At 43.9% G+C, this 25352-nt stretch carries 17 protein-coding genes and 2 pseudogenes; 9 read left to right on the forward strand and 10 right to left on the reverse strand.

Annotated elements, in window-relative coordinates; genetic code table 11:
• Nucleotides 1-37: 37 nt before the first annotated feature.
• Together GCHA_RS09805 and rimO are read right to left on the reverse strand one after the other, a co-directional pair.
• Nucleotides 38-487 carry a DUF2721 domain-containing protein gene (locus tag GCHA_RS09805; protein WP_007987681.1) on the reverse strand — a complete coding sequence of 150 codons (450 nt, stop codon included), beginning with the start codon at nt 485-487 and terminating at the stop codon, nt 38-40.
• Between the two features lie 2 nt (nt 488-489).
• Nucleotides 490-1911 carry a 30S ribosomal protein S12 methylthiotransferase RimO gene (gene rimO, locus GCHA_RS09810; protein WP_007987683.1) on the reverse strand — a complete coding sequence of 474 codons (1422 nt, stop codon included), beginning with the start codon at nt 1909-1911 and terminating at the stop codon, nt 490-492.
• A 382-nt stretch (nt 1912-2293) separates the two neighbouring features.
• Between rimO and GCHA_RS09815 the strand changes: the two genes are divergently transcribed.
• Both GCHA_RS09815 and GCHA_RS09820 read left to right on the forward strand, forming a co-directional pair.
• Complete coding sequence (locus GCHA_RS09815; RefSeq protein ID WP_007987685.1) at nt 2294-2581, forward strand: DUF6172 family protein; 288 nt, start codon at nt 2294-2296, stop codon at nt 2579-2581.
• A gap of 326 nt (nt 2582-2907) precedes the next feature.
• Nucleotides 2908-5376 (forward strand): excinuclease ABC subunit UvrA, encoded by a 2469-nt coding sequence (locus tag GCHA_RS09820; protein ID WP_318248960.1) that lies wholly within the window; start codon nt 2908-2910, stop codon nt 5374-5376.
• A gap of 427 nt (nt 5377-5803) precedes the next feature.
• Here GCHA_RS09820 and GCHA_RS09830 read toward each other — a convergent pair whose 3' ends face one another.
• Nucleotides 5804-6637, reverse strand: a complete 834-nt coding sequence (locus GCHA_RS09830) for a LamG domain-containing protein (RefSeq protein ID WP_007987690.1) — start codon at nt 6635-6637, stop codon at nt 5804-5806.
• 813 nt (nt 6638-7450) lie between these two features.
• Between GCHA_RS09830 and GCHA_RS09835 the strand changes: the two genes are divergently transcribed.
• The 3 genes from GCHA_RS09835 to GCHA_RS09845 all read left to right on the forward strand — a co-directional run bounded on the left by GCHA_RS09835 (nt 7451) and on the right by GCHA_RS09845 (nt 13467).
• Complete coding sequence (locus GCHA_RS09835) at nt 7451-10093, forward strand: TonB-dependent receptor (RefSeq protein ID WP_007987691.1); 2643 nt, start codon at nt 7451-7453, stop codon at nt 10091-10093.
• Between the two features lie 253 nt (nt 10094-10346).
• Entirely contained in the window at nt 10347-11837 is a 1491-nt protein-coding gene (locus GCHA_RS09840) for a sulfatase family protein (RefSeq protein ID WP_007987692.1), read from the forward strand.
• Between the two features lie 61 nt (nt 11838-11898).
• A complete protein-coding gene (locus GCHA_RS09845; RefSeq protein WP_007987693.1) occupies nt 11899-13467 on the forward strand; it encodes a sulfatase family protein in 1569 nt (522 codons plus the stop codon).
• Nucleotides 13468-13657: 190 nt separating this feature from the next.
• Here the strand turns inward: GCHA_RS09845 and GCHA_RS23215 are convergent.
• A pseudogene (locus tag GCHA_RS23215) lies at nt 13658-14711 on the reverse strand (integron integrase).
• A 262-nt stretch (nt 14712-14973) separates the two neighbouring features.
• Between GCHA_RS23215 and GCHA_RS09855 the strand changes: the two are divergent.
• The 3 genes from GCHA_RS09855 to GCHA_RS09865 all read left to right on the forward strand — a co-directional run bounded on the left by GCHA_RS09855 (nt 14974) and on the right by GCHA_RS09865 (nt 17116).
• Entirely contained in the window at nt 14974-15297 is a 324-nt protein-coding gene (locus GCHA_RS09855) for a hypothetical protein (protein ID WP_007987696.1), read from the forward strand.
• 117 nt (nt 15298-15414) lie between these two features.
• Nucleotides 15415-16179: a hypothetical protein gene (locus tag GCHA_RS09860; RefSeq protein WP_007987699.1), complete on the forward strand. Its 765-nt coding sequence runs from the start codon at nt 15415-15417 to the stop codon at nt 16177-16179.
• 580 nt (nt 16180-16759) lie between these two features.
• Nucleotides 16760-17116, forward strand: coding sequence for a VOC family protein (locus GCHA_RS09865; protein ID WP_039992317.1), 357 nt, complete (start codon nt 16760-16762; stop codon nt 17114-17116).
• Here the strand turns inward: GCHA_RS09865 and GCHA_RS23035 are convergent.
• Nucleotides 17113-17398, reverse strand: a pseudogene (locus GCHA_RS23035) (transposase); the annotation flags it as partial. The gene GCHA_RS09865 and the pseudogene GCHA_RS23035 overlap by 4 nt on opposite strands.
• A gap of 152 nt (nt 17399-17550) precedes the next feature.
• On the opposite strand from GCHA_RS23035, the gene GCHA_RS09870 reads away from it, so the two are divergent.
• Entirely contained in the window at nt 17551-18459 is a 909-nt protein-coding gene (locus tag GCHA_RS09870) for a 3-keto-disaccharide hydrolase (protein WP_007987705.1), read from the forward strand.
• Between the two features lie 278 nt (nt 18460-18737).
• Here GCHA_RS09870 and GCHA_RS09875 read toward each other — a convergent pair whose 3' ends face one another.
• The 5 genes from GCHA_RS09875 to pedF all read right to left on the reverse strand — a co-directional run bounded on the left by GCHA_RS09875 (nt 18738) and on the right by pedF (nt 25044).
• Nucleotides 18738-20630, reverse strand: a complete 1893-nt coding sequence (locus GCHA_RS09875; protein ID WP_007987706.1) for a sialate O-acetylesterase — start codon at nt 20628-20630, stop codon at nt 18738-18740.
• Nucleotides 20631-20991: 361 nt separating this feature from the next.
• A complete protein-coding gene (locus tag GCHA_RS09880; RefSeq protein WP_007987709.1) occupies nt 20992-21282 on the reverse strand; it encodes a YciI-like protein in 291 nt (96 codons plus the stop codon).
• A 488-nt stretch (nt 21283-21770) separates the two neighbouring features.
• Nucleotides 21771-23534: a PQQ-dependent methanol/ethanol family dehydrogenase gene (locus GCHA_RS09885; RefSeq protein WP_007987713.1), complete on the reverse strand. Its 1764-nt coding sequence runs from the start codon at nt 23532-23534 to the stop codon at nt 21771-21773.
• Between the two features lie 198 nt (nt 23535-23732).
• A complete protein-coding gene (locus tag GCHA_RS09890) occupies nt 23733-24617 on the reverse strand; it encodes a substrate-binding periplasmic protein (protein WP_007987715.1) in 885 nt (294 codons plus the stop codon).
• The gene (gene pedF, locus GCHA_RS09895; protein ID WP_007987718.1) at nt 24604-25044 is read right to left on the reverse strand and encodes a cytochrome c-550 PedF; all 441 of its coding nucleotides are present in this window, start codon (nt 25042-25044) and stop codon (nt 24604-24606) included. Before pedF ends, GCHA_RS09890 begins: the two co-directional genes overlap by 14 nt.
• Nucleotides 25045-25352: the final 308 nt, after the last annotated feature.

The following is a 25352-nucleotide window of genomic DNA, read 5'->3' on the forward strand; positions in this document are numbered from 1 at the left end:
GTTAGCTGGCGTTGGCTTATTGCGCCGCGAGCTTGGGCTACTCGTCGTCGAATTCTTTGCCCATTTGCAGCGTGCGGGTCGCCAGTTGCACTTCTTTTAAAAACGATACCAAGGCCACTATCAAGAGTAACAGCGCGATGACGAAAAGGATCACCACAGCTTTGGTTAAGTCCATCAATAAAAACTCACCGATAAACAAACAACAGACTACGGCACACACAAAAAGCGCCGACGCAGTACACATGCCGATAGAGCGGTTGATGATCTTGATGCGCCGCCATAAGTATTTGAGCTCGACTTGGGATATTTTTAGCTTGTCTGGGTTTTTAAGAATCGCTACCCGGCGCTCTATGATGCGTGCTCTATCAACGATACGCCCCAAGCGGCCAGACATAACGTTTAAAAAGCCCGCAATACCGGTCAACATAAAGACCGGCGCGACAACAATTTGGATAACCTGAGCTAAATCAGAAATCGACGACTCCATAATTACGCACTCAAATCGCTATTCACCGTGCGAGATGCCCATAAGTCGTATTCGTCAGCGTGTTCAACCGTGGCGGTAATCAAGTCACCAGGTTTAAGCGTAACATCACCATTTAAATAAACTAAACCGTCGATTTCAGGGGCGTCAGCAGAGCTACGACCGATAGCGCCTTCTTCATCGACTTCATCGATAAGGACCTGAATAGTGCTACCGATTCGGCGCTGCAATTTAGCCGTGCTGATTTGCTGTTGTTTTTGCATAAAGCGCTCGAAACGCTCTTGTTTGACTTCTTCGCTCACAGGGGCCGGTAAGTCATTCGCTTTGGCGCCTTCAACATCTGAATATTTAAAGCAGCCAACGCGCTCAAGTTGGGCTTCGTCTAAAAAGTCGAGCAGCATTTGAAAGTCTTCTTCGGTTTCACCAGGAAAGCCCACAATAAAGGTAGAGCGTATAACCAGTTCAGGGCACAGCTCGCGCCATTTTTTGATGCGCTCCATAGTGCGCTCAGCAGCGGCAGGGCGTTTCATTAACTTAAGAATACGCGGGCTTGCATGCTGGAAAGGAATATCGAGGTATGGCAACACCTTACCTGAGGCCATCAATGGCATGACTTTATCCACCGACGGGTACGGGTAAACATAATGCAAACGTACCCACATGCCCATTTCGCCGAGTTTTTCACACAGCTCAGTCATACCGGTTTTAACCGGCATACCATTCCAAAAGCCCATTTTGTTTTTCACGTCGACACCGTACGCACTGGTGTCTTGTGAAATAACCAGTAACTCTTTTACACCTGCGTTTTTCAAGCGTTGTGCTTCGTCAAGAATCTCACCAATAGGACGGCTGACTAGATCGCCCCGCATAGACGGTATAATGCAGAAGGTACATCTGTGGTTACAGCCTTCGGATATTTTTAAATATGCATAATGGCGCGGGGTGAGCTTAACGCCAATGTCCGGCACTAAATTTAAATAAGGGTTGTGGCTGGGCTGTGGTAAATGCTCATGCACCTGATTGACGACTTCTTCATAGGCGTGAGGGCCGGTAATGGCAAGTACGTTTGGATGCACTTCGCGAATTTCGTCTTCTTTTATGCCCAAACAGCCAGTTACAATGACTTTGCCGTTCTCAGCGAGCGCTTCGCCTATGGTATCGAGCGACTCTTGCACTGCGGTATCGATAAAGCCACAGGTATTTACAATAACGAGATCTGCATCGTTATAGGTGTTCACTACGTCGTACCCTTCGGTGCGCAATTGCGTCAAAATTCGTTCTGAATCGACTAAATTTTTCGGGCAGCCTAAGCTTACAAAGCCAATTCTTGATCCTGTCGATAAGGAACTGGGTTTATCGGCTGCAATGGTTTTTACCGGCGTTTCTAAGGTCGTAGTTTGCTTGGGATTAAAAGTTTCAACAGTCATCAAATGCTCAAAATAAAGTAATATATCGCGGCGTGTGCCAATTGCTGGGATTATAACGGAATTGCGTTAGGAATGTCATGGGATTCAAGCAGGGCTAGCGGTTTGATTTTCTAAGGATGAAAGCGAAAATGGAATGCCTGTTGCTGTGCTTCAGCCTGTTATTTTATCCGAGTAAGGTTTATTTGCGAATAGGTGCATCTATTAAACCGCGGTTCTTATATAATCCACGGGAAAATACAACAATTTGTATATTGTGCTTATTTTCTATCTGTAAGGATTAGTCTGTTTTGCTGACGAATTCGCCTGTCAAAGCAAATTCACAATATCATCCCCTTCCATTATTGAGCGCCATTTACGCTACTGGCTACTACGAGTAATTATCATGAAAAAAACATTCCTTCTGTCTCATCCGAAAATCAAACTGCCAAGACTGGTTGAAGCAATTAAGTTTGAAGTGAAGAAATACCTCAGAAGAGAGAGAAACAAGACGCTACCCGCGGGCGCAGACTACTGGGATTTTGACTGCCGTTTTGGAGCGGATGAAGCACGTGCTGAAACCATTCACCTTGGCGCGATAAATCGACATATTGATGAGGCTGAAAAGAAAGAATTACCTTCGTTTTATCTAGAAATTTTGGCAAAGCCCGGTTTCAAAAAGCAAGCTGAATAGTACGAACAATGAGGGGGCAAGCCGTTTAGTTCAAATCACTAAGGTTATGCTCTCTCGCGATCATAAGTATCCCGCATGCGAGTTGGTTTTTTTATAGAATAAGCCTCTAAAACGCAAAGAGTCTCTCGCACGCCTTGAATATCCGCGTTTACTGCCCAAATACATTAGTAATCTCAAATTTCTTTAGCGCTTTACTCTGCGCTATTTGTATAACGATCTTATAAACTTTATTACTAAATCCCCACCTTTTATGAATTCAAGGAGAGTTACTTATCCCTCAAGATAAAGTCAGCCATATACTCAGCGAACCTGAGCACTGCATTAGGGTGCGCGGCGCCCGGGTCCACAATCTAAAAAACGTGAATGTGGATTTACCGCGCAATGCTTTAGTCGTGTTTACCGGTATTTCAGGCTCAGGCAAATCGTCTTTGGCTTTTGGTACTTTATTTGCTGAGTCTCAGCGACGTTATCTTGATTCGGTGTCGCCTTATGCGCGGCGCTTAATTGATCAGGTGGAAGAGCCTGATGTTGACGCTATTGAGGGGGTACCGCCTGCGGTCGCCTTGCAGCAGCAAAGAGGCACGCCTTCGGTGCGTTCATCCGTTGGCAGTGTTACCACCATTTCAAATGCACTACGCATGCTCTATTCCCGTGCGGGAGAGTACCCTGATGGTCAATCAATTCTCTATGCTGATTCGTTTTCACCCAATACCGCCCAAGGCGCTTGTCCAAAATGCCACGGTATTGGTCGTGTTTTTGATGTTACTGAAAAGCTATTGGTACCTGATGACAGTAAAACCATCAGAGAAAAGGCGATAGCCGCGTGGCCGCCTGCATGGCAAGGCGCAAATTTAAGCCGAATTCTAGTCTCTCTTGGTTACGACATCGATGTTCCGTGGCGTGACTTACCGAAGCAAGCGAGGGAGTGGATTTTATTCACTGATGAAACCCCCACAGTGCCAGTCTTTCCTGAATATAATGTAGCCCAAACCAAAGCGGCAATTAAAAACGGCGAAGCACCTAGCTATATGGGCACGTTTACCAGCGCCCAGCGTTTTGTTTTACAGTCTTTTGCCACTACGCAAAGTGCGCGCACTAAAAAACGCGTATCGCAATTTATGCAAATTTCACAGTGCCCAGAGTGTGAGGGAAAAAAGCTAAAACGTGAGTCGCTATCCGTGACCTTTACCGGCCTAGATATCGGCCAGTTATCGCAATTAACACTGACACAACTTGCGCAAAGATTACGTAAGACCGCGAGTACCAAAATAAGTGATGAATTACACGATCGCGAAAAAGCCATTGTGGCGCAGCGTTTAGCCAGCGATATTTTAGCCAGAGTTGAAGCATTAACGTATTTGGGCCTTGGGTATTTGTCGCTTGAACGCAGCACCACAACACTTTCGCCTGGCGAGTTACAGCGTTTGCGCTTGGCTACGCAAATTCGCTCGCAGTTGTTTGGTGTGGTTTACGTACTGGATGAACCATCGGCTGGGTTGCATCCTGCTGATAAAAAAGCCTTGTTAGGATCGCTAGATCAGCTAGTTACGGCGGGAAACTCTGTTTTCATGGTCGAGCATGATGTGAGTGTTATTCGCCATGCAGATTGGATAGTCGATGTAGGGCCAGACGCTGGCACCCACGGCGGTGAGATTATCTACAATGGCCCTGTTGAAGGACTAATAGGTAATCAGCGTTCACACACCGCAAAACATTTATTTGAGGGAGTCACCGCGAATGAGCGCACGCCTCGTCAAGCGAAATCATGGCTAAAACTCGTTGGTGTAAAGCGTAATAATGTACAAAATTTGGATGTGACGTTTCCGCTTGGGGTTATTACAACCGTAACGGGGGTTTCTGGGTCAGGTAAGTCGAGTTTGGTGAGCCAAGCGCTAGTTGAATTGGTCAACGACGGATTGGGGGTAAAGAAGACCCTCGATGTCCCAACTGATGAAGCTGAATTGCTTGAGCAAGAAGCCGAGACACCTACAGGTGGGCACATTGCTGATGGTTTGGCTAATGTGAAGCGCTTGATCACGGTGGATCAAAAACCCATTGGCAGAACGCCGCGCTCGAATCTAGCGACCTACACTGGTCTATTCGACTATGTTCGTAAGTTATTTGCTGGCACCGATGAGTCGAAAAAGCGACGTTACGATGCTGGTCGCTTTTCGTTTAACGTCACCAAAGGCCGCTGCGCCAATTGCGACGGAGTAGGGTTTGTCAGTGTAGAGTTACTCTTTCTGCCGAGCGTTTATTCGCCTTGCCCAGTATGCCAAGGCCAGCGCTACAACGACAAAACCTTAGAAATTACCTATCGGGGCAAAAACATTGCTGATGTACTGGAATTAACGGTAGAAACTGCTCACAGCTTTTTCGTTGATGAGTCACCTGTGCTGAGAGCATTAGATGCCTTAATACAAGTAGGCCTTGGCTACTTGCGACTTGGCCAACCAGCGACAGAACTTTCCGGCGGTGAAGCGCAGCGTATTAAATTAGCTACTGAACTACAGCGAGTGCAAAGAGGCGATACGCTGTATGTGTTAGATGAGCCTACAACCGGTTTGCACCCAAAAGACGTGGCCATGCTGATGTCGCAACTAAATGGGCTGGTGGACGCAGGGAATACGGTGATCATGGTTGAACACGACATGAAAGTCGCAAGCACCAGTGATTGGGTAATCGACATTGGTCCAGAAGCTGGTGACAAGGGCGGTAAAGTCGTCGCACAGGGCACACCAAAACAAGTCGCAACTAATAAACAAAGTCGTACGGCACCCTTCTTACTGGTGTAATTTGACGCTGCTCACAAATGAACTTAGACCCGTAGGGGGTAGCTGGGCACTATCGCTTTAGGGTTTTAAATTACTCTTTATAGGTGATGTGGTGCCCAGTGATTAATAGGCGTTACAAACTACTTAGAATAGTCACCTCAGCTAGGTAAAAATGTCATAAAAACAATAGGTAGGCGGATGACGACTTAGCTTTTGCCAACGGCTTACCTATTGCCAACAAAGTGTATGATTCTCACGAGCGATCGCAGCAAATTGAAGCCGCGTTTTTATTTATTAAAAACAGTGATTCAGCGAATGAGTATTTTTTGTTTGCGCGGTTGCTATTAGCTAGGCGTGTTTACCTTTACTGCAATGATCAACAGCAAAAATCGACACGCTATCGTCAATCACGTTTTTTTTGAAGAAATGAAGTGAAAATTTAAGGTTGCTACTGCGCTTTATACACTCGGATCCAATCTATCCAAAATATACTCTTGCTTGAGTCAGCAAGCTCTGCTGAACTAGGTTTCACATCGCGCCAAGGCTGGTACTCCATATCTAATATGATATGCATTGGGCTGTTTAACCCTTTGCCATTAGTATAATTTTTGAGGTCGATAATGTTCGGGCCTGATACGCTGCGTACTAGAACGCCGTCAATGTAATAGTCTACATTCCATGCATCTTTCCAATGAACACCATATCTACGAAATTTATTACGGTATGTTTCGCCATTATTATATATCCACGAACCACCATCTTTGGGTTGATAATCTTGAAACGGCTCTCTGATAAACACGTGGTGACTAACATGCATACGTTGGTCAAACCATTCTTGGCCAGGTCGGTCACTACCGTATGATTCCATGGCATCAATCTCTCGGGTGGAGTCAGCACTTAACATCCATACGGCGTTAGCCATCGTGTTGTTGGTTGGCTTAACCATAGCCTCAAGATAAAGTGGATAGGTAAATGTTGCCTTCGAAGATACGATACCGGAAAGCACTTTATTGGTACCGGTTTTTTCGGTTGCCTGTAAACCCAACGCACCACCAGTGGTGTAAGAGTGTTCAGAGCTGAATTCAGTGTCTCCCGGTCCAAGCCATGAATTTATGTATGAGTCGTTCCAGCGGCTAGTGAAAGCAGATGGCTTATTATTTGTTGGGGCAATGTAATTGAATTCATCCGATACACTTTGTAGCTCCCAAGTTTTACCAGCGCCTGCTTGAGCAGGAATACTAAATGAACTCCAATCAGCACCTTGAGCTGATGTTATAGCCATGATGCAAGCACAAGACAATAGTGTTATCGATTTCATATAAATCTCAGTTCAATTTTGTGAAAATACGCTAAGTCAACACAGCACTCTTGCTGATAACTTGCTGGAAAATTAATTTTATCTGCAAGGTTTTTAGCGGTAAAAAATTAATCCGGTTATTTCATGGCTTATGTTTTTTCGCCCAATTTTTTGTACGTAAAAACCACAAAAATTATATTTACACACTTACATTTAGTTAACAATAAACTTTTTACTATTCTTGATAATCTTTTTATTTTTTTTCTTACTGGGTTGGAAACGCCTAAATAGGTCGGTATTTTTATTTACCTGTGTTGGTAGGGGTGCTTGAATCTCATTAACCTTTGTCTGCCATAGCGCGTATTTTTTAATCCTCACCCACCAATACCGGCGTAATGAAACGTTTCCTTTTTATGTCACTATAAAGGTAAACCGTTATCATTCTTTGTTGTGAAAATATTTTTTGGTTAATTATTCTTACCTGCAAGTTATTTTTAATTCCAATAAAAACAACATGTAAGTGTTTGTTTTCTATTTTTTGACTATTTCGTTAAAGGAAACTGTTTGCATTTGAATGTTGTGATCTTGTTAATCGCATGCTAATTTATTTACAGGTTTTGGGGTGGGAGCCGCTCAAACCTAGGAGTTCACAGGGCTGCATGAGGGAGCCCCACAGCCCAACAACACTGAACTGGAATACGTAAAGACGGTGCACTAAAGCCAAGGTTGAACAAAGGTGCATCTTCTTAAAATAGATAGCCCAGAACGCACACAAGAACTGAAATACCGGAGAACGAAATGACAGCGAAAACGAAATACACCCTTTTAGCATCATCCATCGCCATGATAATCAGCACCGGTCAACTAAGGGCGCAAGAAAGTGCAGTTGACACCAGTGCTAATGAAGACATTGAGCAAATTTCGGTGGTGGGGATACGTTCGAGTATTGCGAGTTCAGTGGCGCGTAAGCAAGAGTCAGGTCAGGTTGCAGATGTTATTTCAGCTGAAGATATTGGTAAGTTTCCCGACTTGAACGTTGCTGAATCACTACAGCGTATTCCGGGGATCCAGATTTCACGCTCCCGGGGTGAAGCGTCTGGTGTGTCTATTCGTGGGCTTGATGAAGTGGCGACGTTACTAAATGGTCGGAATTATTTCGGTGGTGCATCGGGGGTTAGTATTAATCGCTTTGCCAGTTTCGAGGATATTCCAGCGGAATTGGTTGGCTCGGTGGTGGTGTATAAATCGGTTTCGGCAGATATTCTCGAAGGGGGCATTGGGGGCGTAGTGGACATCGAACGCACTGATGCGTTAAGTCTAAGCGGACCTACTCTCGCTGGTAGCGTCAAAGAGCATTACGGTGATTTATCTAAAGAATGGTCGCCTAGAGGTTCTCTAGTGGTGGGGAACGTCTGGGATTATGGTAACAGTGGCGGTGAAATAGGGGTTATCTTCGGTGTTTCCTATTTAGAACGAGAATATCGGGAAGACTTAGTACGCAATTCTAGCGCAACCCCTATTGTGGGAGACTTTCCTAGTGGCACGGCCCCAAGCGGAGCTAAAACCAGTGCGTCACTTAATTCATCTCCGGCTTGGGGCGATCGAGAGCGTACCGTTTATTCACTCGGTATCGATCTTTCACTCAACAGCGATACTAAGTTCTATTTTGATTCAGGCTACACCGATTACTCTACTGCACAGTTACGCGAAGAATTTGTGTGGAGCTTTAACGGTGCAAACACAGTGGACGCTGACTTCTCAAATATTGATGAAAATAATTTGTATCCTGCTTCTGTCACCTTAAGTGATATGGATTTTGATGTGCTCAGCATGATCGATGACAGATACACAACTACCTACGATTTGGCACTGGGTTTTGAAACAGTAGCCGGACCATGGCGCTTTGAAGGGGAAGTAAGCTACGTTGATACCGACAATGAAACAAATTTTCACAACACCCGTATTCGCGATACTTGGGCTGCTCTGCCGGTTACGATTTCTAACAGTGGCTTTGTTAGCCAACCGCCTTCGGTTGACTTTGGCGATTTTGATGTAACAGATGAAGGTAATTTCGACATAGTGCAATGGCGCCATGAAAGTCGACAACTTAAGGCTGATGAATCCGCTGCTAAGTTAGACATAGATTACATGTTTGACGAAGGTGTCGTGCGCTCTATTGAGGCTGGGGTTCGTTTCGCGAGTTTAGGCACCAGCAAAAACATACAAAACAACCATATCTTTGATGCTTCAGGTGCAACCTATGGAAGTGACGACCCGCTTAATTTGGTCGAAGCCAGCACATGGAATGACTTTATGGACGAATATGATGGTGGCAATTTTCCGAATGATTATGTGGCCGTAAACCCGGCTTATTTGTTGTCTCGTAATGATGAAATCCGCGAGTATTACGGTTTTACTGGTCAGTCTGAAACGGAAAACCCGCGAGACTCTTTCGACTATGAAGAGGAGGTCACGGCTGTGTATTTGAAGGCCAACTTTGAAACAGAAGTAGGGGGCTATTTTGTCAGTGGTGACTTAGGTGGCCGTTATGTACAAACCGACACCACAGCAGATTATTTCTTCGACACAGGAAATATCGATCAAAACGGCGCACCGATTTATGAGGGCACCAAAAGCGATAAAGATTATAGTGAATTTTTACCCTCATTTAATCTGAAAGTTGAATTAACTGACGAGATGCTTGTACGACTAGCGGGCTCGAAAACCTTTTCGCGACCTCATTTTGGCGATTTAGCTCCCTCGTTAAATCTTAATTTTGAACAAGGGCGAGGTACCGGCGGAAACCCAGATTTAGACCCATTTACCGCAACCAATTTAGATTTAAGCCTTGAATATTATTTCGCTAGTGGTGGCATGGCGTCGTCTGCCATTTTCTACAAAGACATTGATGGCTTTTTGCAAACATCTGAAAACCAAGAAACCATCGGCGGCAATGACTTCATTATTTTGCGCAAGAGTAACGGTGGGTCAGGCACCGTTCGAGGTTTGGAACTGGCCTATCAGCAATTCTTTGACTTTTTGCCCGTTCCTTTTGATGGCTTAGGGATTCAAGCAAACTACACCTACGTGGATTCAGACGTGCCATCGCCGAATCCTTTGTTGCCTAATATTTCTTTAGAGGGTTTGTCTGACAACAGTTATAACTTGGTTGCCATTTATGAAGATGACTTGTTTTCAGGGCGCTTGTCTTACAACTACCGCTCAGACTTTTTAGTCACCACCGAAGTGGCTCAAGAAGGATTTGGCCAACTTGATTTATCACTGTCGTACAACGTATCGGAAAGTTTTCGCTTAACGCTTGATGCATTAAACCTGCTTAGACGTGACCATTTCGAATATCGCGCAGGTGATAAGTATGACCCATATCACTGGATCGCCACTGAAAAACAAGTGTTGGTCGGTGTGTCATATACCTTTTAATTCACTTGCCTGATTGGCACACCTTAGATGAAATCGATGATGTCAATGGTGTGCCACTCAGCAAATTGCTAAGTGAATTGTAGGGTAGGTTTGTTCCCGTAAGAAAAAGAACAGGGCGCTGAGCGTTTTAGTAAAGCGTACGTCAATACATAGCGGTATTTGCGCTCTGTTCTTTTATTCTGCCTTTATTTCGCTCTCAGGTGAATTAGAGAGTGGTTAATAAAATCAACAACGCTCGCAAGTAGGACCTTTCATGGTGAAATTCAGTAAATCATTCGCACTGGGCATGGTGACGCTAGCACTTTTTTCCTTTTGCGTTGGGGCTAACAGCTTAGAGGACAATCGCCATACCGACAACAGACCAAACATTGTGATGATTGTGGCGGATGACCACGGGCTTGATGCCATAGGAGCTTATGGAAATAAGGTGATTAAAACACCCAATATTGATGCCTTAGCAAGAGACGGCGCGCGTTTTGAAAATGCGTTTGCCACGGTATCTAGCTGTAGCCCAAGCCGCTCTGTCATTTTAACCGGCCAGCATAATCACACCAATGGTATGTATGGTTTGCAGCATAAACAGCATCATTTTAGTAGCTTTGATGATGTGCAGTCGCTGCCGGTTATTCTCAGTGAGAACGGTTATAGAACAGCCAGAATTGGCAAGTATCACTTAGGCCCGAACAGGGTATTTAGCTTTGATCAGGTGTTATCAAAAGGCGCAGCCAATGATATGACCTCCATTGCCCGCAGCCCAGTTGAAATGGCTGAAAAAAGCAAAGAATTTATCGAGCAGGACCGCGAACCATTCTTTTTATATTTTGCCAGTGATGATCCTCATCGTGGCTATCCATTTGAGACATATCCTGAACCCAACCGCTTTGGCAACCGCGACCAGGGCTACCCCGGGATCAATGAAGTAGTTTACCCCAGCGATACTGTACTGGTACCGCCATACTTGCCGGATACTCCCGCGGCTCGTAAAGAAATAGCGCAGTATTACCAATCTATCTCTCGCCTTGACCAAGGCGTCGGCAAGTTGATAGAAATTCTCAAAGCGCAGGGCAAGTATGACAACACACTGATTTTATATTTGTCAGATAATGGCATTGCCTTTCCTGGCGCGAAAACCAATTTGTATGATGCGGGTATTCACTTACCTTTGATTGTAAAAGCGCCAGCAAAACAAAAAAACACTGCCACATGCAAGAAAACGATTCAGCAGTGCACAGTTCACACTCAAATGGTGTCTTGGGTCGATTTAACGCCAACGATCCTTGACTACGCAGACGTAAGTTCAGTGCCTAACACAATGCAAGGAAAGTCGTTTAAAGCCGTTCTTGAAAACGAACATCCTGCTGGCTGGGATCGAGTTTTTGCGTCACACACTATGCATGAGGTCATGATGTATTACCCCATGCGTATGGTGCGCACTGAACAGTACAAACTGATTTGGAATATCGCCCACGAACTAAGTTACCCCTTTGCTGCCGACTTGCAGCAGTCCTTAATCTGGCAAGATGTGCGTCGCCGCGGAATCACTCAATATGCGGGTCGTCAGATTAAGGACTTTTTACATCGCCCAGAGTTTGAGCTGTTTGATATACAGCACGACCCTGAGGAGCAAAACAACCTTGCATATTTGGCTGAATTTAGTGATGTAAGAGCCAAACTAATTCAGCAACTTAAAGTGTTTCAGCAAAGCACACAAGATCCTTGGTTTAGTAAGTGGCAGTACCAGTAAATTAATTGGTTAGGTTTTCGATTGAGCCATTGGGCTTATGATTTTTCAGGAGTAATACACAATGCGTTTTATCAGTAGTTCTATTTCACGCTATTCAGCTATTTTAATCGGGGCTTCCTCGTTATTTGTTGGCTTTTCAACGAGTGCAGCACAGCAGCCAGCCTCATTACAAAAGCCCAATGTGGTTATTTTTTACGTTGACGACCTCGGTTATGGTGATATTTCACCAAACGGGGCAATCGGAGTGAGTACCCCCAATTTAGATGCGCTTGCCAGTAAGGGCGTTAACTTCTCTGATGCACATAGCACTGCATCTACCTGCACACCATCACGCTATTCGTTATTAACAGGGGAGCATGGTTTTCGGCAAAACGCAGCGATTTTACCGGGCGATGCCCCCGCGCTTATCCGCCCAGGTAAGGCGACTTTACCAAGCATGTTACAAAAAGCGGGGTACACAACAGGGGTCATCGGTAAATGGCATTTAGGCCTAGGAGATGGTTCAGTTGATTGGAACCAAGATGTTAAACCTGGGCCACTGGAAATCGGCTTCGACTACAGCTTTTTGCTGCCAGCGACGGGCGATAGAGTACCCACTGTATATTTAGAAGGGCACAAGGTGGTTAACCTTGAACGCGATGACCCTATAGAAGTCAGTTACGATCATCACGTGGGTGAGCGCCCCACAGGCGTTGACAACCCAGAGTTGCTGCGCATGAAAGCGGATTTACAACACAGCCAAACAATAGTCAATGGAATAAGCCGGATTGGCAGCATGAGTGGCGGTGAAGCCGCCCTGTGGGTTGACGAAGAGTTTCCTGACGTGTTTTCTGAAAAAGCAGTGGATTTTATTGTTCGCAGCAAGCACGACCCGTTCTTTTTATTCTTCTCATTTCAAGATATTCACGTTCCTCGTATACCGAATGAGCGCTTCAAAGGTAAAAGCACCATGGGACCAAGAGGCGACGCCATCGTGCAAATGGATTGGGTGGTAGGCAGAGTCATGCAAGAACTGAAAACTCAAGGTGTAGCCGACAATACCTTGGTGATATTTACCAGTGATAACGGGCCAGTGCTTGATGATGGCTACGACGATATGGCCGCTGAAATGCTGGGTGAACATTTGCCGGCAGGGCCATTTCGCGGGGGGAAATACAGTGTGTTTGAAGGGGGTACCCGTGTCCCCATGATTGTATATTGGCCAGGTAAAAGCACCCACACGCGCAGCAACGCGCTTATCTCGCAAGTTGATATTTATGCCTCACTGGCCGGTTTAGTCAAACAGCCGTTGGCGAAAAACGAAGCCATTGATAGCCTTGATGTAATGGATGCATTTTTAGGCCAATCGAACAATGCACGCACCTACTTACTAGAGGAAGCTGTGGGGACGTTAGGCCTGCGTAAGCACAACTGGAAATACATCAGAGCGATCAGCAAAGAGAAAGGGCTGCCCAATTGGTTAGGCAATAAAGACATAGAAATGGGGTTTGAATTAACGCCACAACTATTTGATTTAACCGATGACATTAGCGAGCAAACCAATCATGCTAAAGAATACCCAGCGTTAGTTAACGCCATGGAGGAAAAAATCCAACAACTTATCGAAAAAGGCTTCAGATATAGCCAATAAGCAAATAACAAATAACAAGTATGGGATAGGTCGTTGAATGCCCCCATTGATAGGTTGCTTCAAGTTCAATGTCATCCTTTGTTGCAGCCGATACATAAGCTCTCCCATAGCCTTCTTACTATTCGTTACGTTTTCAGGTACGTCAAAAAGTATCGGTCGGCGGTTCTTTTTACGTGCTTTTAAAAGCGCATCATAATCTTGATAAAGGGCTAACCACAGAGTTACCGTCACGCTGTAAAATGTGGGTGTATATTTGCGTAGTGCGCAAATCACTGTGACCTAGCTGGTCTTGCACAGTGCGAATATCAGCGCCGGATTGTAAAAGATGGGTCGCACAAATTTGTCTGGAACTAAATTTGAACATCCGAAGGATGGCCCGAAGGGAAAAATGCAAGGACGCATTTTTTAAAAAGTGGCGTAACGTATGGGGGGTAACTGTTTTATCAATTTGCGCTTTACGCGCCGCGTCTCGCACAGCTCTTTGCACACAAGATCCATCAATGTGATGACGACGCATCAATTTACTTTCAGGATCTTTCGATAATCGTGCAGATGGGAAAAGATACTGCCAACCGATAGTTTTGTTCGCTGATTGATTTTTTATTCTGTAACGATGAGGCAGCCAGACTCCAGCGAACTCTGGATTTTGTATGTCAGCTTCTAGATAATGTTTTACCAATGATATTTGCTGCCTAAGAGTAGGAATTAAATTATCAGCTAACGTGACAACTCGATGTTTTCCACCTTTACCGCCTTTATCAAATAAGGACTTTAATTGATTTAAAATCAAAATCGATGTCTTGTACCCTTAGCCGCACACATTCCATTAAACGTAAACCGCTGCCATATAAAATCGAAGTTGCAAGCTTTTGATGTGCATTAATCACCGCAAAAAAACGACGTGTTTCATCAATGGTTAATACCACAGGTAGTTTCTGCTGCCTGTTACTTTTAACAAAATTTAATTTTAGGGTGAGTGGTCTATCAATAATATCTCGAGATAAAAACACCAATGCGTTTAATGCTGAAGACTGGGTGTTAGCTGCGCAATCCTGCTTAAGCACTAAATGGGATAAAAATGCTTCTACCTCGTTATCGTGTAAATAGGTCGGATGTTTCTTATTGTGGAAAAGAATAAAACGACGGATCCACTTTATATAGGATTCTATTGTGCGTTTGGCATAACGCTTTTTATACATTTCTTCGGCGACCATAGTCAAAAAAGGCGAGGGTGAATTTGGCATAAATAGCACTGCAACTTATGTGTATGTTTATACAGTTATAGTTGCTATCCCCTATAACAGCAAGTTTTTGGCAAAGTGTCGCATATCAACAAACGTGTTTTAAGAAACCAGAAAGATAACTAACCTATACAAAGACATAGGAAGCATGTTAAAAATGATGAATGTATATATGCGACAAAATGCCGTGTTTAATACGCGGATGCAATCACCTCATTTTGCAAGATATTAAAATTGTTAGAGCTCTTAAGGAGTATTCCAATAAATGATTGAGTATTTTTTATATTTTCTTACTGCATTTATTGTTTATTTAAACATCCTTGCTTCTGTTTGTTTGGTTAAATCTAATGATTTGAGTGTTTTTCAAAAAGTCAGTCAATTTGTGTTTGTGTGGCTAATACCAATAATCGGTCCAAAGTTAGTTCTAAATATGTTGTCGGAAGCTGAGCCAGAGTCAACAGAATGGGTTCCGCGTATGGCACATGGATGGCTAATTATAGGCAATGTATATCATGACTCATTACATGGTCGCGAAGACTCATCTCCTACTGATATATCATCAGGTAGTGATGGAGGCAGCAGTGATTAAAACTATGAGCTCTAACAAAAACACCATGGTGGGAATTTTACTCGCTGGGCTTCGCCCAAAAGCGCTCCTAAAATCCCCATATGTTAAGCGTTATGTGCCAAGGAGTGCGCTTCTAGAATGAGTATCAATCCAAAACTTATTAAGTTTCGCAAAAAAATTAGAGTAAACCAAAAGCATGTAATAGACTCCATTGTTAAAGAACATTCGATTAATATTTGTATTTTTTGTGGTGCGACAGACAACCTAACTCGTGAGCATGTAATACCACAATGGGTATACAACCGTTGTGTCAAAAGGACATTTGTTACAACCACAAATTCAATTTCTCAAACTTATAACAAAACAACTGTGCCGGCCTGTAAAGACTGCAACTCAAATATACTTGGTTCTCTAGAAAGAGAGCTAAAACATGAGTTTAACTCAGTTAACGTTCAAGAAAATAGCTTTTCTCATGAAACGATTGAACTCATAATTCTCTGGCTTGAAACATTAGAGTATAAATTTCACGTTTTGGATTTACGTAGAAAGTTAAATCGTGTCAAAGGTTCTGATTTTATTCCGTATATAGCACCAATGCCTATTTCAATGTTTCAAGGCCCTATTGATACTAGCCCATCTAAAGTCTTTTCAAATTTAAGGAATGCTTTAAAAGTGCTTAGCGTTAAATCTAAATTACCTAGGCTAAACTCTCTATGTATTCTTTCTACAAAAAACAATGATTTTCACTTCTTTCACTCGACAAATAATTATATATTTATTGAGCTAGCTGAATTTGGAATAGCATTTTTCTATTTCTACAAGCAAACATTTAGTGAACACAATGATGCAGTAGTAGCCGCTCAAGATATTGTGAAAAAAGAATACTCAGGAAATGGCACATAACAAGCACTTAAATTTCTGAGTTAGGCCGCGTCGTTTGATATTGTTACAGTTCAAACTTTATAGATGTTAGGGGTTCGTTACACTAAAGGCTGACAACAAGCAGCGGTCAGTGGTTATGAATTTTCAGTTATTTATTTTCTGTGTTAAGCGGTTTTTCTTAGTCTTTGTTTGCGTTCTAGTTGTAATACTTTGCTCGGCTTATATCGATGGACAAAACATATCTCAAGATTATTTAAGCTTGTTGCTCTGGCCCTTTTTAAGCGCCGCTATTGCAACAAGTTTAAGTGCGTATTGGGGCTACAAAAAGCAGTGCCAAATGGTTTACAAGAAACAAAATAAATAAGCATCCATTCACCGGCGCTAGCCGTCGCGACCTCTAATTCTGGTGTTAGGCCCGCGCAAATTAAACGTTGTCGGTTTGCATATTCAATATACATTCATAAAAGCTAACGCATTGTTGTGCATGATTTTTTGTCGACTAATTTGGTTATTCGTTTTTGACACAAGGTTACTGACATAAACTGTCAGTAGCGATTGATTATTATGACGCTCACGATTAATCAATTGAGAGTTTTCAACAATGAAAATGGACTATTGCGTTCTTGGTACAAATAACATGGACTTGTCTTTTCAATTCTATAATTCACTTTTCGAAGGCTGCGAGCTAAATCACGTTCTATCCACAGAAAGAATGAGTTTTTGGCAGTGTGACGAGTTTGCATTTGCCATCGCTAAACCCTTTGATGGTGCGCCTGCAAGTAATGGTAACGGCACTATGATTGGGTTTAATGTTGGCTCTAGCGACGAGGTGGAAAGGATGCATAGCAAGGCGATTGAGCTAGGGGGTATATGTGAGGGTGCACCTGGACACCGAGGGCCTAAATTTTCGGCGTATGTTAGAGATTTGGATAAAAATAAAATCGTTTTTAGCGCTTAAAAAGCTTCTTGTGGATGAGTAAGGTACTTTAATGTATTCATCATTTGCTCTGTACCTCAGCGTGGCAGAAGTGTTTTTCAAACTCAGTGGTCAGGGGTAGCCACTGAGCTGAATCTAAACCAAGTGATTCTAAATTGAGGTTTTGAGTTTTGTCGATATGACGGCTTTATCGTCTCTAATGCCGCGACCTGTTGTACCTACCAGCTCACAATAGTCTTTGAGTGACTAGAGGATACCTTTGGTCATATTCTCGCGAGGGTTTCCGACAAAGAATATTAAAACGCGGGATGCACTGTTTGGCTTGGTTATCGGTGAGGTTGTCAGTTTATGTTTGGGGAATAACACAAACCGGTTACCTATTTTGATTATCGAATTTGGCGTTCAATTCCTTACACTGGTGCGATGAATGAATCACAATAAAAATTGAGATTAAAATGGCGCACAATAAAACCCTTTTACACTTTTCACTAGCTGCGTGTTTCGCTTTATCAGGTTGTGGCAGTGACCAAACAGCTGAATCCTCACACTCTAGCAAAGAAGCTAAAGGTGTGATGACGGATGCGGTTAATAACAGTACTTTTGACGTAAAAGCCAGCCCTGTAGACGAGACTGAAGATGAGTGGGTGTCGCTCTTTAACGGTAAGGATCTGCAAGGTTGGCGAACTTTTGTGAGTTACCAGCCCAAAGACAGCAAGTATCAAGATCCTGACGACCTGTCTGTTCGCGGCGTAAACAACGACCCTAAAAATGTGTTTAGCGTGCAAGATGGGCTGCTGCGTATTTCAGGAGAAGAGTGGGGCGGTATTAGTACAAAGAAAGAGTATGCTAATTTTCACCTTAAATTTGATGTTAAGTGGGGTGATAAAAAGTGGCCTCCTAGAGAAACCTTACCGCGGGACAGCGGTGTATTGTATTTTGCCGTGGGGGAGCCAGGCGCATCGATGAATCACTGGATGCGTAGCCACGAAATGCAAATTCAGGTAGGCGATAGCGGTGATTATCATAGCCTTGACGGTGTGCTGATTGATACTCACTGTGGTAGTGCCAATCAGGGCGACTGGCATTTCTATCGCTACGATCCCGATATGCCAATGTGTAAAGACATCGCTAATCGGGTGTTAAAACTAGGCGAGTTTGAGAATCCGATAGGGCAGTGGGATTCTATGGAAGTTATTGCAGATGACACGATGGTTATTCATAAAATTAATGGCCACGAAGTGTTTCGCGGCTATCACTCTAGGCAAGTGATTGACGGGCAACAGGTACCACTTACAAAGGGAAGAATTGAGTTTCAATCAGAAGGGGCTGAAGTCTTTTATCGTAATATTCGTATTAAAGTATAGTCGGCTGCGCTTTAATTCGTAAATTTAGCACACCAATAAACACAGCGGCGACGATAGCTAAGTAGCATTATTTATCGTCGCTGCGCTTGTAGCGAACTAAAGGTTAGCGATTCTATTCTTCACACATCACACATCACACATCACACATCACACATCACAGCTTACAGCTTATTCACGTTTATGCTCTAAGCTTCGGTTAGGCTGTGTCAACGTTCAGCTGAAAAGCGCGCAGCGAGCCCTAGGTCCGTAGCTCAAAGCCATCAATGTCAAAAGCTAGGCTATTTTGCGCTGACATCACCTTCAAGCCAGTCGTCTGTTCTAAAGGGGACTGCAGGTAAATTTTCACTATTGGTCAGATTGGCGATAGGGTTATTTGCCCATGCATAGCGCACGGCTTTAGGGGCTTTTATGTCGGGGTGCGACAGTAAAATTTTACTTCCTTGTATTTGTGCGTTTGCTTTACGGAACACCTTGTCAGCCCCGGCAATAATAAACCCTTCTACAGGTGCACTGTCAGTGGTTTTCAGACCTTGCGCGTTGGCAAACGTAATGGTTGCTTGCCATTGGGCTTGACCTTTACCTAGCTGAAGATCCACAAAGTCAGGGCCACTTTCTACTAGGTGGCGCCCGTATACCCTTGATGCCGCTTGGCGCCATAAGCGCTCACCCACTTGGCGCTTTTGTTTTGGATGCAAATCATCTGCACTGCCCACATCTATCGATACTGCCATTGCGGTATGGGGGACCGACAAGGTTTGTCGCTGTGCATCCCTAAGGTATGCCCATTTGCTTTTGGGCTGTAATTCGCTTGCAGGTAAATAGGCTGATATTTGTACAAACAAAAAAGGCATAGCAGGAGATTGCGCCCGCGATCGCCAGTTTTTAATCAGGTGGCTAAAAAGGGCGTGGTAATATTGGTGTTTGTTAACGTTGCTTTCTCCTTGATACCAAATTACGCCTTGGGCGGTATAAGGGAGTAGTGGATAAATCATGGCGTTGTAAATAAAACTAGGGGTAAAACTGTAATTCATCACTTTAGGCATAGGGGGTTCAATCTTGTTATTGAATCGCCAAGCTGAAGATAGATCAGTTTTTATGCCATCAACCTCCAAATACACTTGCGCTTGCTTACCTGCAATGACTTGATTGTCCCAATCACTGTTTACCCTAAGGGTAATAAGATTTTCACCTTGCTGAAGTAAGGCTTTTGGTATGAGGTGCGTTGATCCTGTGGCCTGCCAATCTTCTGTGGCTAGATGTTGGCCATTAATAAAGATAAACGCGTTCTGTTTAATACCACCAAAACTCAAGGTGACGGGGTTATCTGGAATATCTGTTAAGGTGAATTCACGGCGCAGCCACACGAAATGGTGCAAAGGGTTTTTATTGGGTAAATCGATACTTTGCCACTGGCTATCGTCATATGCCTTATTAAGCGCGGGTTGCTTAAGTGCAGTTTCAAGATCGTTAATACGCTGCCATTTTTGCGCTTCTTTCTCTTTGTTTAAAGCGAGTATATCTGGCCAATTATGTTGCGCTTTTACCTCGGCACTTTGCTTTTCATAGCCAGGTAAGGTACTCACTACCTCTAAATCAAGCCAAGCTTCAGCTGGCGTGCCGCCCCAGTTACTTTCGATAATCCCAACCGCGACTTTTTCTTGTTCTTGTAATTTTCTAGCAAAAAACCAAGCAACGGCGGAAAAGTAACCTGCATTTTTAGAGCTGGCGACTTGCCAATGGCTTTTGGGTAAATGAGTCTGTTTGGTGGCCGCCAGCGCATAAGGCACATCAAAAAAACGAATGAGTGGTCGATTAGCAGTAGCGAGCTCGTCGTCTTTGCCAATCACGTCCCCTTTTAATTTCCACTCCATGTTGGACTGGCCGCTGGCTATCCATACTTCACCAAAATACACGTCCTGAATTGTTTTAGTTTCATCAGCAACAATGGTGATATTAAATGGCCCAGCTTTGTTATGGGCAGGCAGTATTATCTCCCAGTCTCCGTTTAGGGCTGCCTGGGTGGAGTAGCGTTTTCCTAGCACATTTACGCTAACTGTTTGGCTAGCCGGTGCTTCACCCCAAAGACGTACAGGTTTATCTCGCTGTAAAACCATATGATCTGAAAAGAGCGACGATAACGTCAGTGCTTGTACTTCGGTGCTACTGCTCATAAAAAGAAGGAGTCCTATAAAAATAACGTGCTGCATTACTGCTCCAAATCCGTACTAACATTGCCTAATGATTAAAATTTACACTGTTATCGAACGCAGCAATAGTCCCTTTGCTTTATGTTATATGGTTTTGTGTACAGTAACTTTATTAATGATGTGGTTGAATCAACTGCTTGGATCGCATGTTCACTAATTCAGCGCGCTGAAGGCAAATGCTTGTAGTGACTCACCATGGTTACGCAAGAGGGTAAGTTTGCTAATGCTTGCTTCGATTGGATATAAGGTAGCCGCAATATTTAGATGTGCTAAAGGCATGGAATTCCCGATAAACGTTTACTGAGTTTAAAATTGTAATTTTACCTTAGATGGGATTGATCCCCGCGCCAATCACAATCGCCCATTCATTGACTTGCCAGTGTTTGACGAGCCCGTGGCGCACATAGGGATCATTTTTAGCAAAGTCTTCAGCAACCCGTGCTGACTCTCCTTTAAACACCAAAGCAGCGCCCAGTGTAGGCGTGGTTAAAGCACCGCCTAAGCACAGCTCACCGCGGCTGCAAGCAGCTTGGGCTAACTTCAAATGTTCCTCTCTAAAGGCTTCACGTTTAGCTAAATAGTCTGGTTCGACATCATACGTCAGCAGGTAATACATCTCATTCTCCATTCTTTTTTTTATACCAATCCGCATTAATAAGTGACCGTCTCAGAATGCGTCCAGCGGTTTTTGATTAAGGCGTCGCTATGTAGTAATGGTTGTTCCCTTTCAAATAGTGAGAACGCAGAGCAAAAGCCGCTGGGGCATTCCTTGCAGGCGAGTTTTAAAAGGGCTTACACTGCGTTGCATGACTTCGAAAGAGAACAACTATTCATTCAGTCATGCGCCTTGTTTAAGCCCTTTTAAACTCTCGCTGAGTCATCACTTATTAACGTGGAATGGTATTAATTCGCAGTGTGCACTTAAAACTAGATAGCATCTACAGGAGAAATAGTAGCAAGGAAATACAGCAGAGTCTGAAGGTATGCGCGCAGAACAACGCTGGTTGCTGTTCGTTGAAAACAGAGCTTCTAACACCCAAAAAAAAGACCAGCGAGGCTGGTCTTGGTTGTTATTAAATAATAGCAGGAGAGTGCTGCAAGGCACTACTTAGGAAGTTTAAATGTCCAAACACTGCCGCCCTGGTTAAAGTGTTTCACTCGTTGGGCAACATCACCGCCCCAAAGAGGAACCGCGCCGCCCCAGCCTGATAAAACGGAAATATATTGTTCGCCGTTCATTTCCCAAGTAACAGGCGAGCCGACAATGCCAGAACCAGTGTTAAACTTGTATTTTATTTGCCCTGTTTTCGCATCAAATGCTAGTAAATATCCCTCAGGATTACCCATAAACACTAAGTTGCCTGCTGTGGCTAATACGCCTCCCCATAAAGGAGCGTAGTTCTGGTATCGCCACACTTCTTTGCCTGTTTTAGGGTCGATTGCTTTTAATACACCTATGTATCCCTCGTTGATGGGTTTAATGGTAAAACCTGCGCCAAGGTAGGCCGCGCCTTTTTTATAGGCAGTCGGTTCGTTCCAAATATCCATTTCCCACTCATTCGAGGGCACATAGAACAGTTCAGTGTCTTTGCTGTACGCCATAGGCATCCAGTTTTTTGCACCCAAGAAAGCAGGTGCTGAAACCACGGATGTGCCTTGCGTACCGTCTTTTGATTCCGACGGATCGCCTGGGCGGTTGCTATCCACAAAGATAGGGCGCCCATTTTTGTCTAATCCAGAGGCCCACGTAATTTTATCAGCAAACGGGAAGCCTCGAATGTAATCACCGTTTTCACGATTCAATACATAGAAGAAGCCGTTTCTATCCGCAGAGCCTGCCGCTTTGATGGTTTTGCCATTTTCTTGGTAATCAAAAGAAATCAGTTCATTTACGCCATCAAAATCCCATCCATCGTGTGGGGTTGATTGAAAGTGCCAAACTATTTTACCTGTATCGGGGTCGATGGCTAAGCGAGATGAGGAAAACAAATTGTCACCTGGGCGAAGGTGAGAGTTCCAGGGGGCTGGATTACCGGTACCGAAGAAGAGTAAATCTACATCGGGATCATACGTACCTCCTAACCAAGGTGCAGCGCCTCCTGACTTCCATAGATCGCCAGGCCAAGTTTGCCCGGGCTTCCCACCTGATATTCCGTTCTCGGTTTTTTTACCGTCTTTCCAAATGTAACCCATATGGCCTTCAACCGTGGGGCGTTCCCACACTAATTGACCATTCACGGCATCATAGGCACGAACATTTCCGACAACACCAAATTCTCCCCCAGCGACGCCGGTGATGATCTTGCCTTTGACTATGATTGGAGCGGCAGTAATAGAATATCCCGCTTTATAATCTTCTACTTTTTTCTTCCAAACGACCTTTCCGGTGTCTTTGTTCAATGCCACTAATTTGGCATCTAGGGTGCCGAAAATAACTAATTCACCATACAGGGCGACGCCACGGTTGATAACATCGCAACAGGGCATTATGCCATCCGGTAGGCGCGCATCGTATTGCCAAAGTTCGTCACCTGTGTTGGCGTCTATTGCGTAAACCCGTGAATATGAGCCTGTTACATACATCACGCCATCTTTAATAAGCGGTTGTGACTCTTGCCCGCGCTGCTTCTCGCCGCCAAGTGAAAATGCCCAAACAGGTCTAATTTCTTGCACGGTATCGGTGTTAATTTTTGCGAGTGGGCTGTACCTTTGTCCTCTTAGGCCCATGCCATAAGACACAACATCGCCTGTGGTTGCTTGGTCATTTAAGATGTCTTTATCTGTGACGTTTGCAGATACCGCAGGGGATAGTGCAAGTGAAATGAGCACTGATAATGACAATACTGTTTTTATACCTTTATTGTTCATTGTTATTTCCTCATGAAATTTTAGTTTCGTAGCGTGTTTGAATTTAGCGGTCTAATGAAGGTTGTTGCTGTATCTCTCATGTCGTTAATGAAGAACCTTTATTAGGTAATATGCATAGTATTGTGTGCACCTCTTTGGCTCTATGACTCAGGCGTAGGATATTTATTCATCACTTAGTAGGAGGTCTAAGGTGCACATTTATGGCGCGTAAAAGTCTGGGATTTCATATACCGTCCGATAGCGATTAAAAATTTCATCTATGGTGCCATCCTTGGTCATTTGCTCAACAATATCGCCAATGACATAACCCAATTGGCGATATTCAGCTTTGACGGCCATGCCGATGTCCCACTTTTGTTTGCCGATATTTGGGAAACCATTTTGCGCCAACAAGTAGCGTTGAGTGTCTAAATGACTCTGGTAGTAGCTGATTTGGCTGCGCATACCCATGACCGCATCAACCTTTTTGGCTTGCATTGCCTGAATTGCTAAAGGAATGGTGGCAAACTGTTTGCTCCTATCTCGCATGCGACCACGAAAGGCAGACATTAAATAGAATTGAGGAATTGAGTCATTTTCAACACCAATGTCGTGATATTGAAAAACGGCAATTGTCGGCACTGATTCAATGTTCGCTTGGTCAAATATAATCTGCCAAGATTCAACATGATACGGGGCGAACATATGCACTTGGCCATTGACCAACTCCCCTATGTCATCGCGTTTTAAGCGGTATTTTTTATCGTAAGGCACTCGTAGCATTAGATCGGCAACGGTGCGATCTAGAAAATGTCCCTTCCAAATATTATTGCGTAAATCGTCTTCTACTGATTCGTCAGCTGTAGCCCATTTCAATTTGAGTGTTACGCCTAACTGCTTTGCAATCTGAGCGGCAATTTCTACATCTATACCTAAATCTTTGCCATTTTCTTGAAATGAAAAAGGCACGAAATCGCGGTACACAGCTACGGTAATGAAATCGGTCTGTATGATGTCATCATAAGTACGGGCTGAACTTGAAACACTGAAAAGCAGTGCACAAGCCGCCCATAAACTGAAATGGAAAGCGTTATTGAGCGTCACTGACCGACTCAAGCCAGCTACGAATGGCCCACAATGCTTCTTGGTTCAAGTGCTCAGTCATTTTAGGCATGTAAACAGCGCCATTGCGTACTGCGCCGTTTTGCACGCGGTATACGTACCATTCATCGCCATCATAATCAGGGGCAAGCATACGCAAATCAGGTGCGATACCACCAGATACGCCACCTAAACCATGGCACCGGGCGCAATTTTGATTGTAGGCAGATGAGCCGACACGCAAAATTTCTTCTTTGTCATCACCTTGTGCATCACGATAAGGGTTTGTGTCGCTCCATTCTTCGCCCAACTCAGGTAACGTTGAAGTGTCAACTCCTTGGGGGGTAACAGAGCCATGTGCAGCTAAACCGAAAGAACAGGTGGTTATGGCTGCTATAAAAACATTGCGGCTTAATGTACGTCTAATCATCACCGTTTATCCTCTTTCTATGAAATTTGTATGTGATTTAATCAACGGGGATTAGCTTACCCATCTGTGGGTCATTCACCCATTGCACTTTAGCTAGAGTAAATCTCATCCTTTAGGATGATTTTTGCTGCTATATTCACGGTGAATTCAATATATTACTTTTAATTCAATGAGTTAGTGTGGGTTGGCTATAATTTCCAATAATGCTGTTCTTCTATATGCTGAGCTATCAAAATGTTTCATCGTGAATACGGGAGTCGTTAATGCACAGTCGAATAAACTGCTTGATAAGGCGAGGTATCGTAAAT

The sequence above is a fragment of the Paraglaciecola chathamensis S18K6 genome, assembly GCA_000314955.1.
GTDB classification, from domain to species: domain Bacteria; phylum Pseudomonadota; class Gammaproteobacteria; order Enterobacterales; family Alteromonadaceae; genus Paraglaciecola; species Paraglaciecola chathamensis.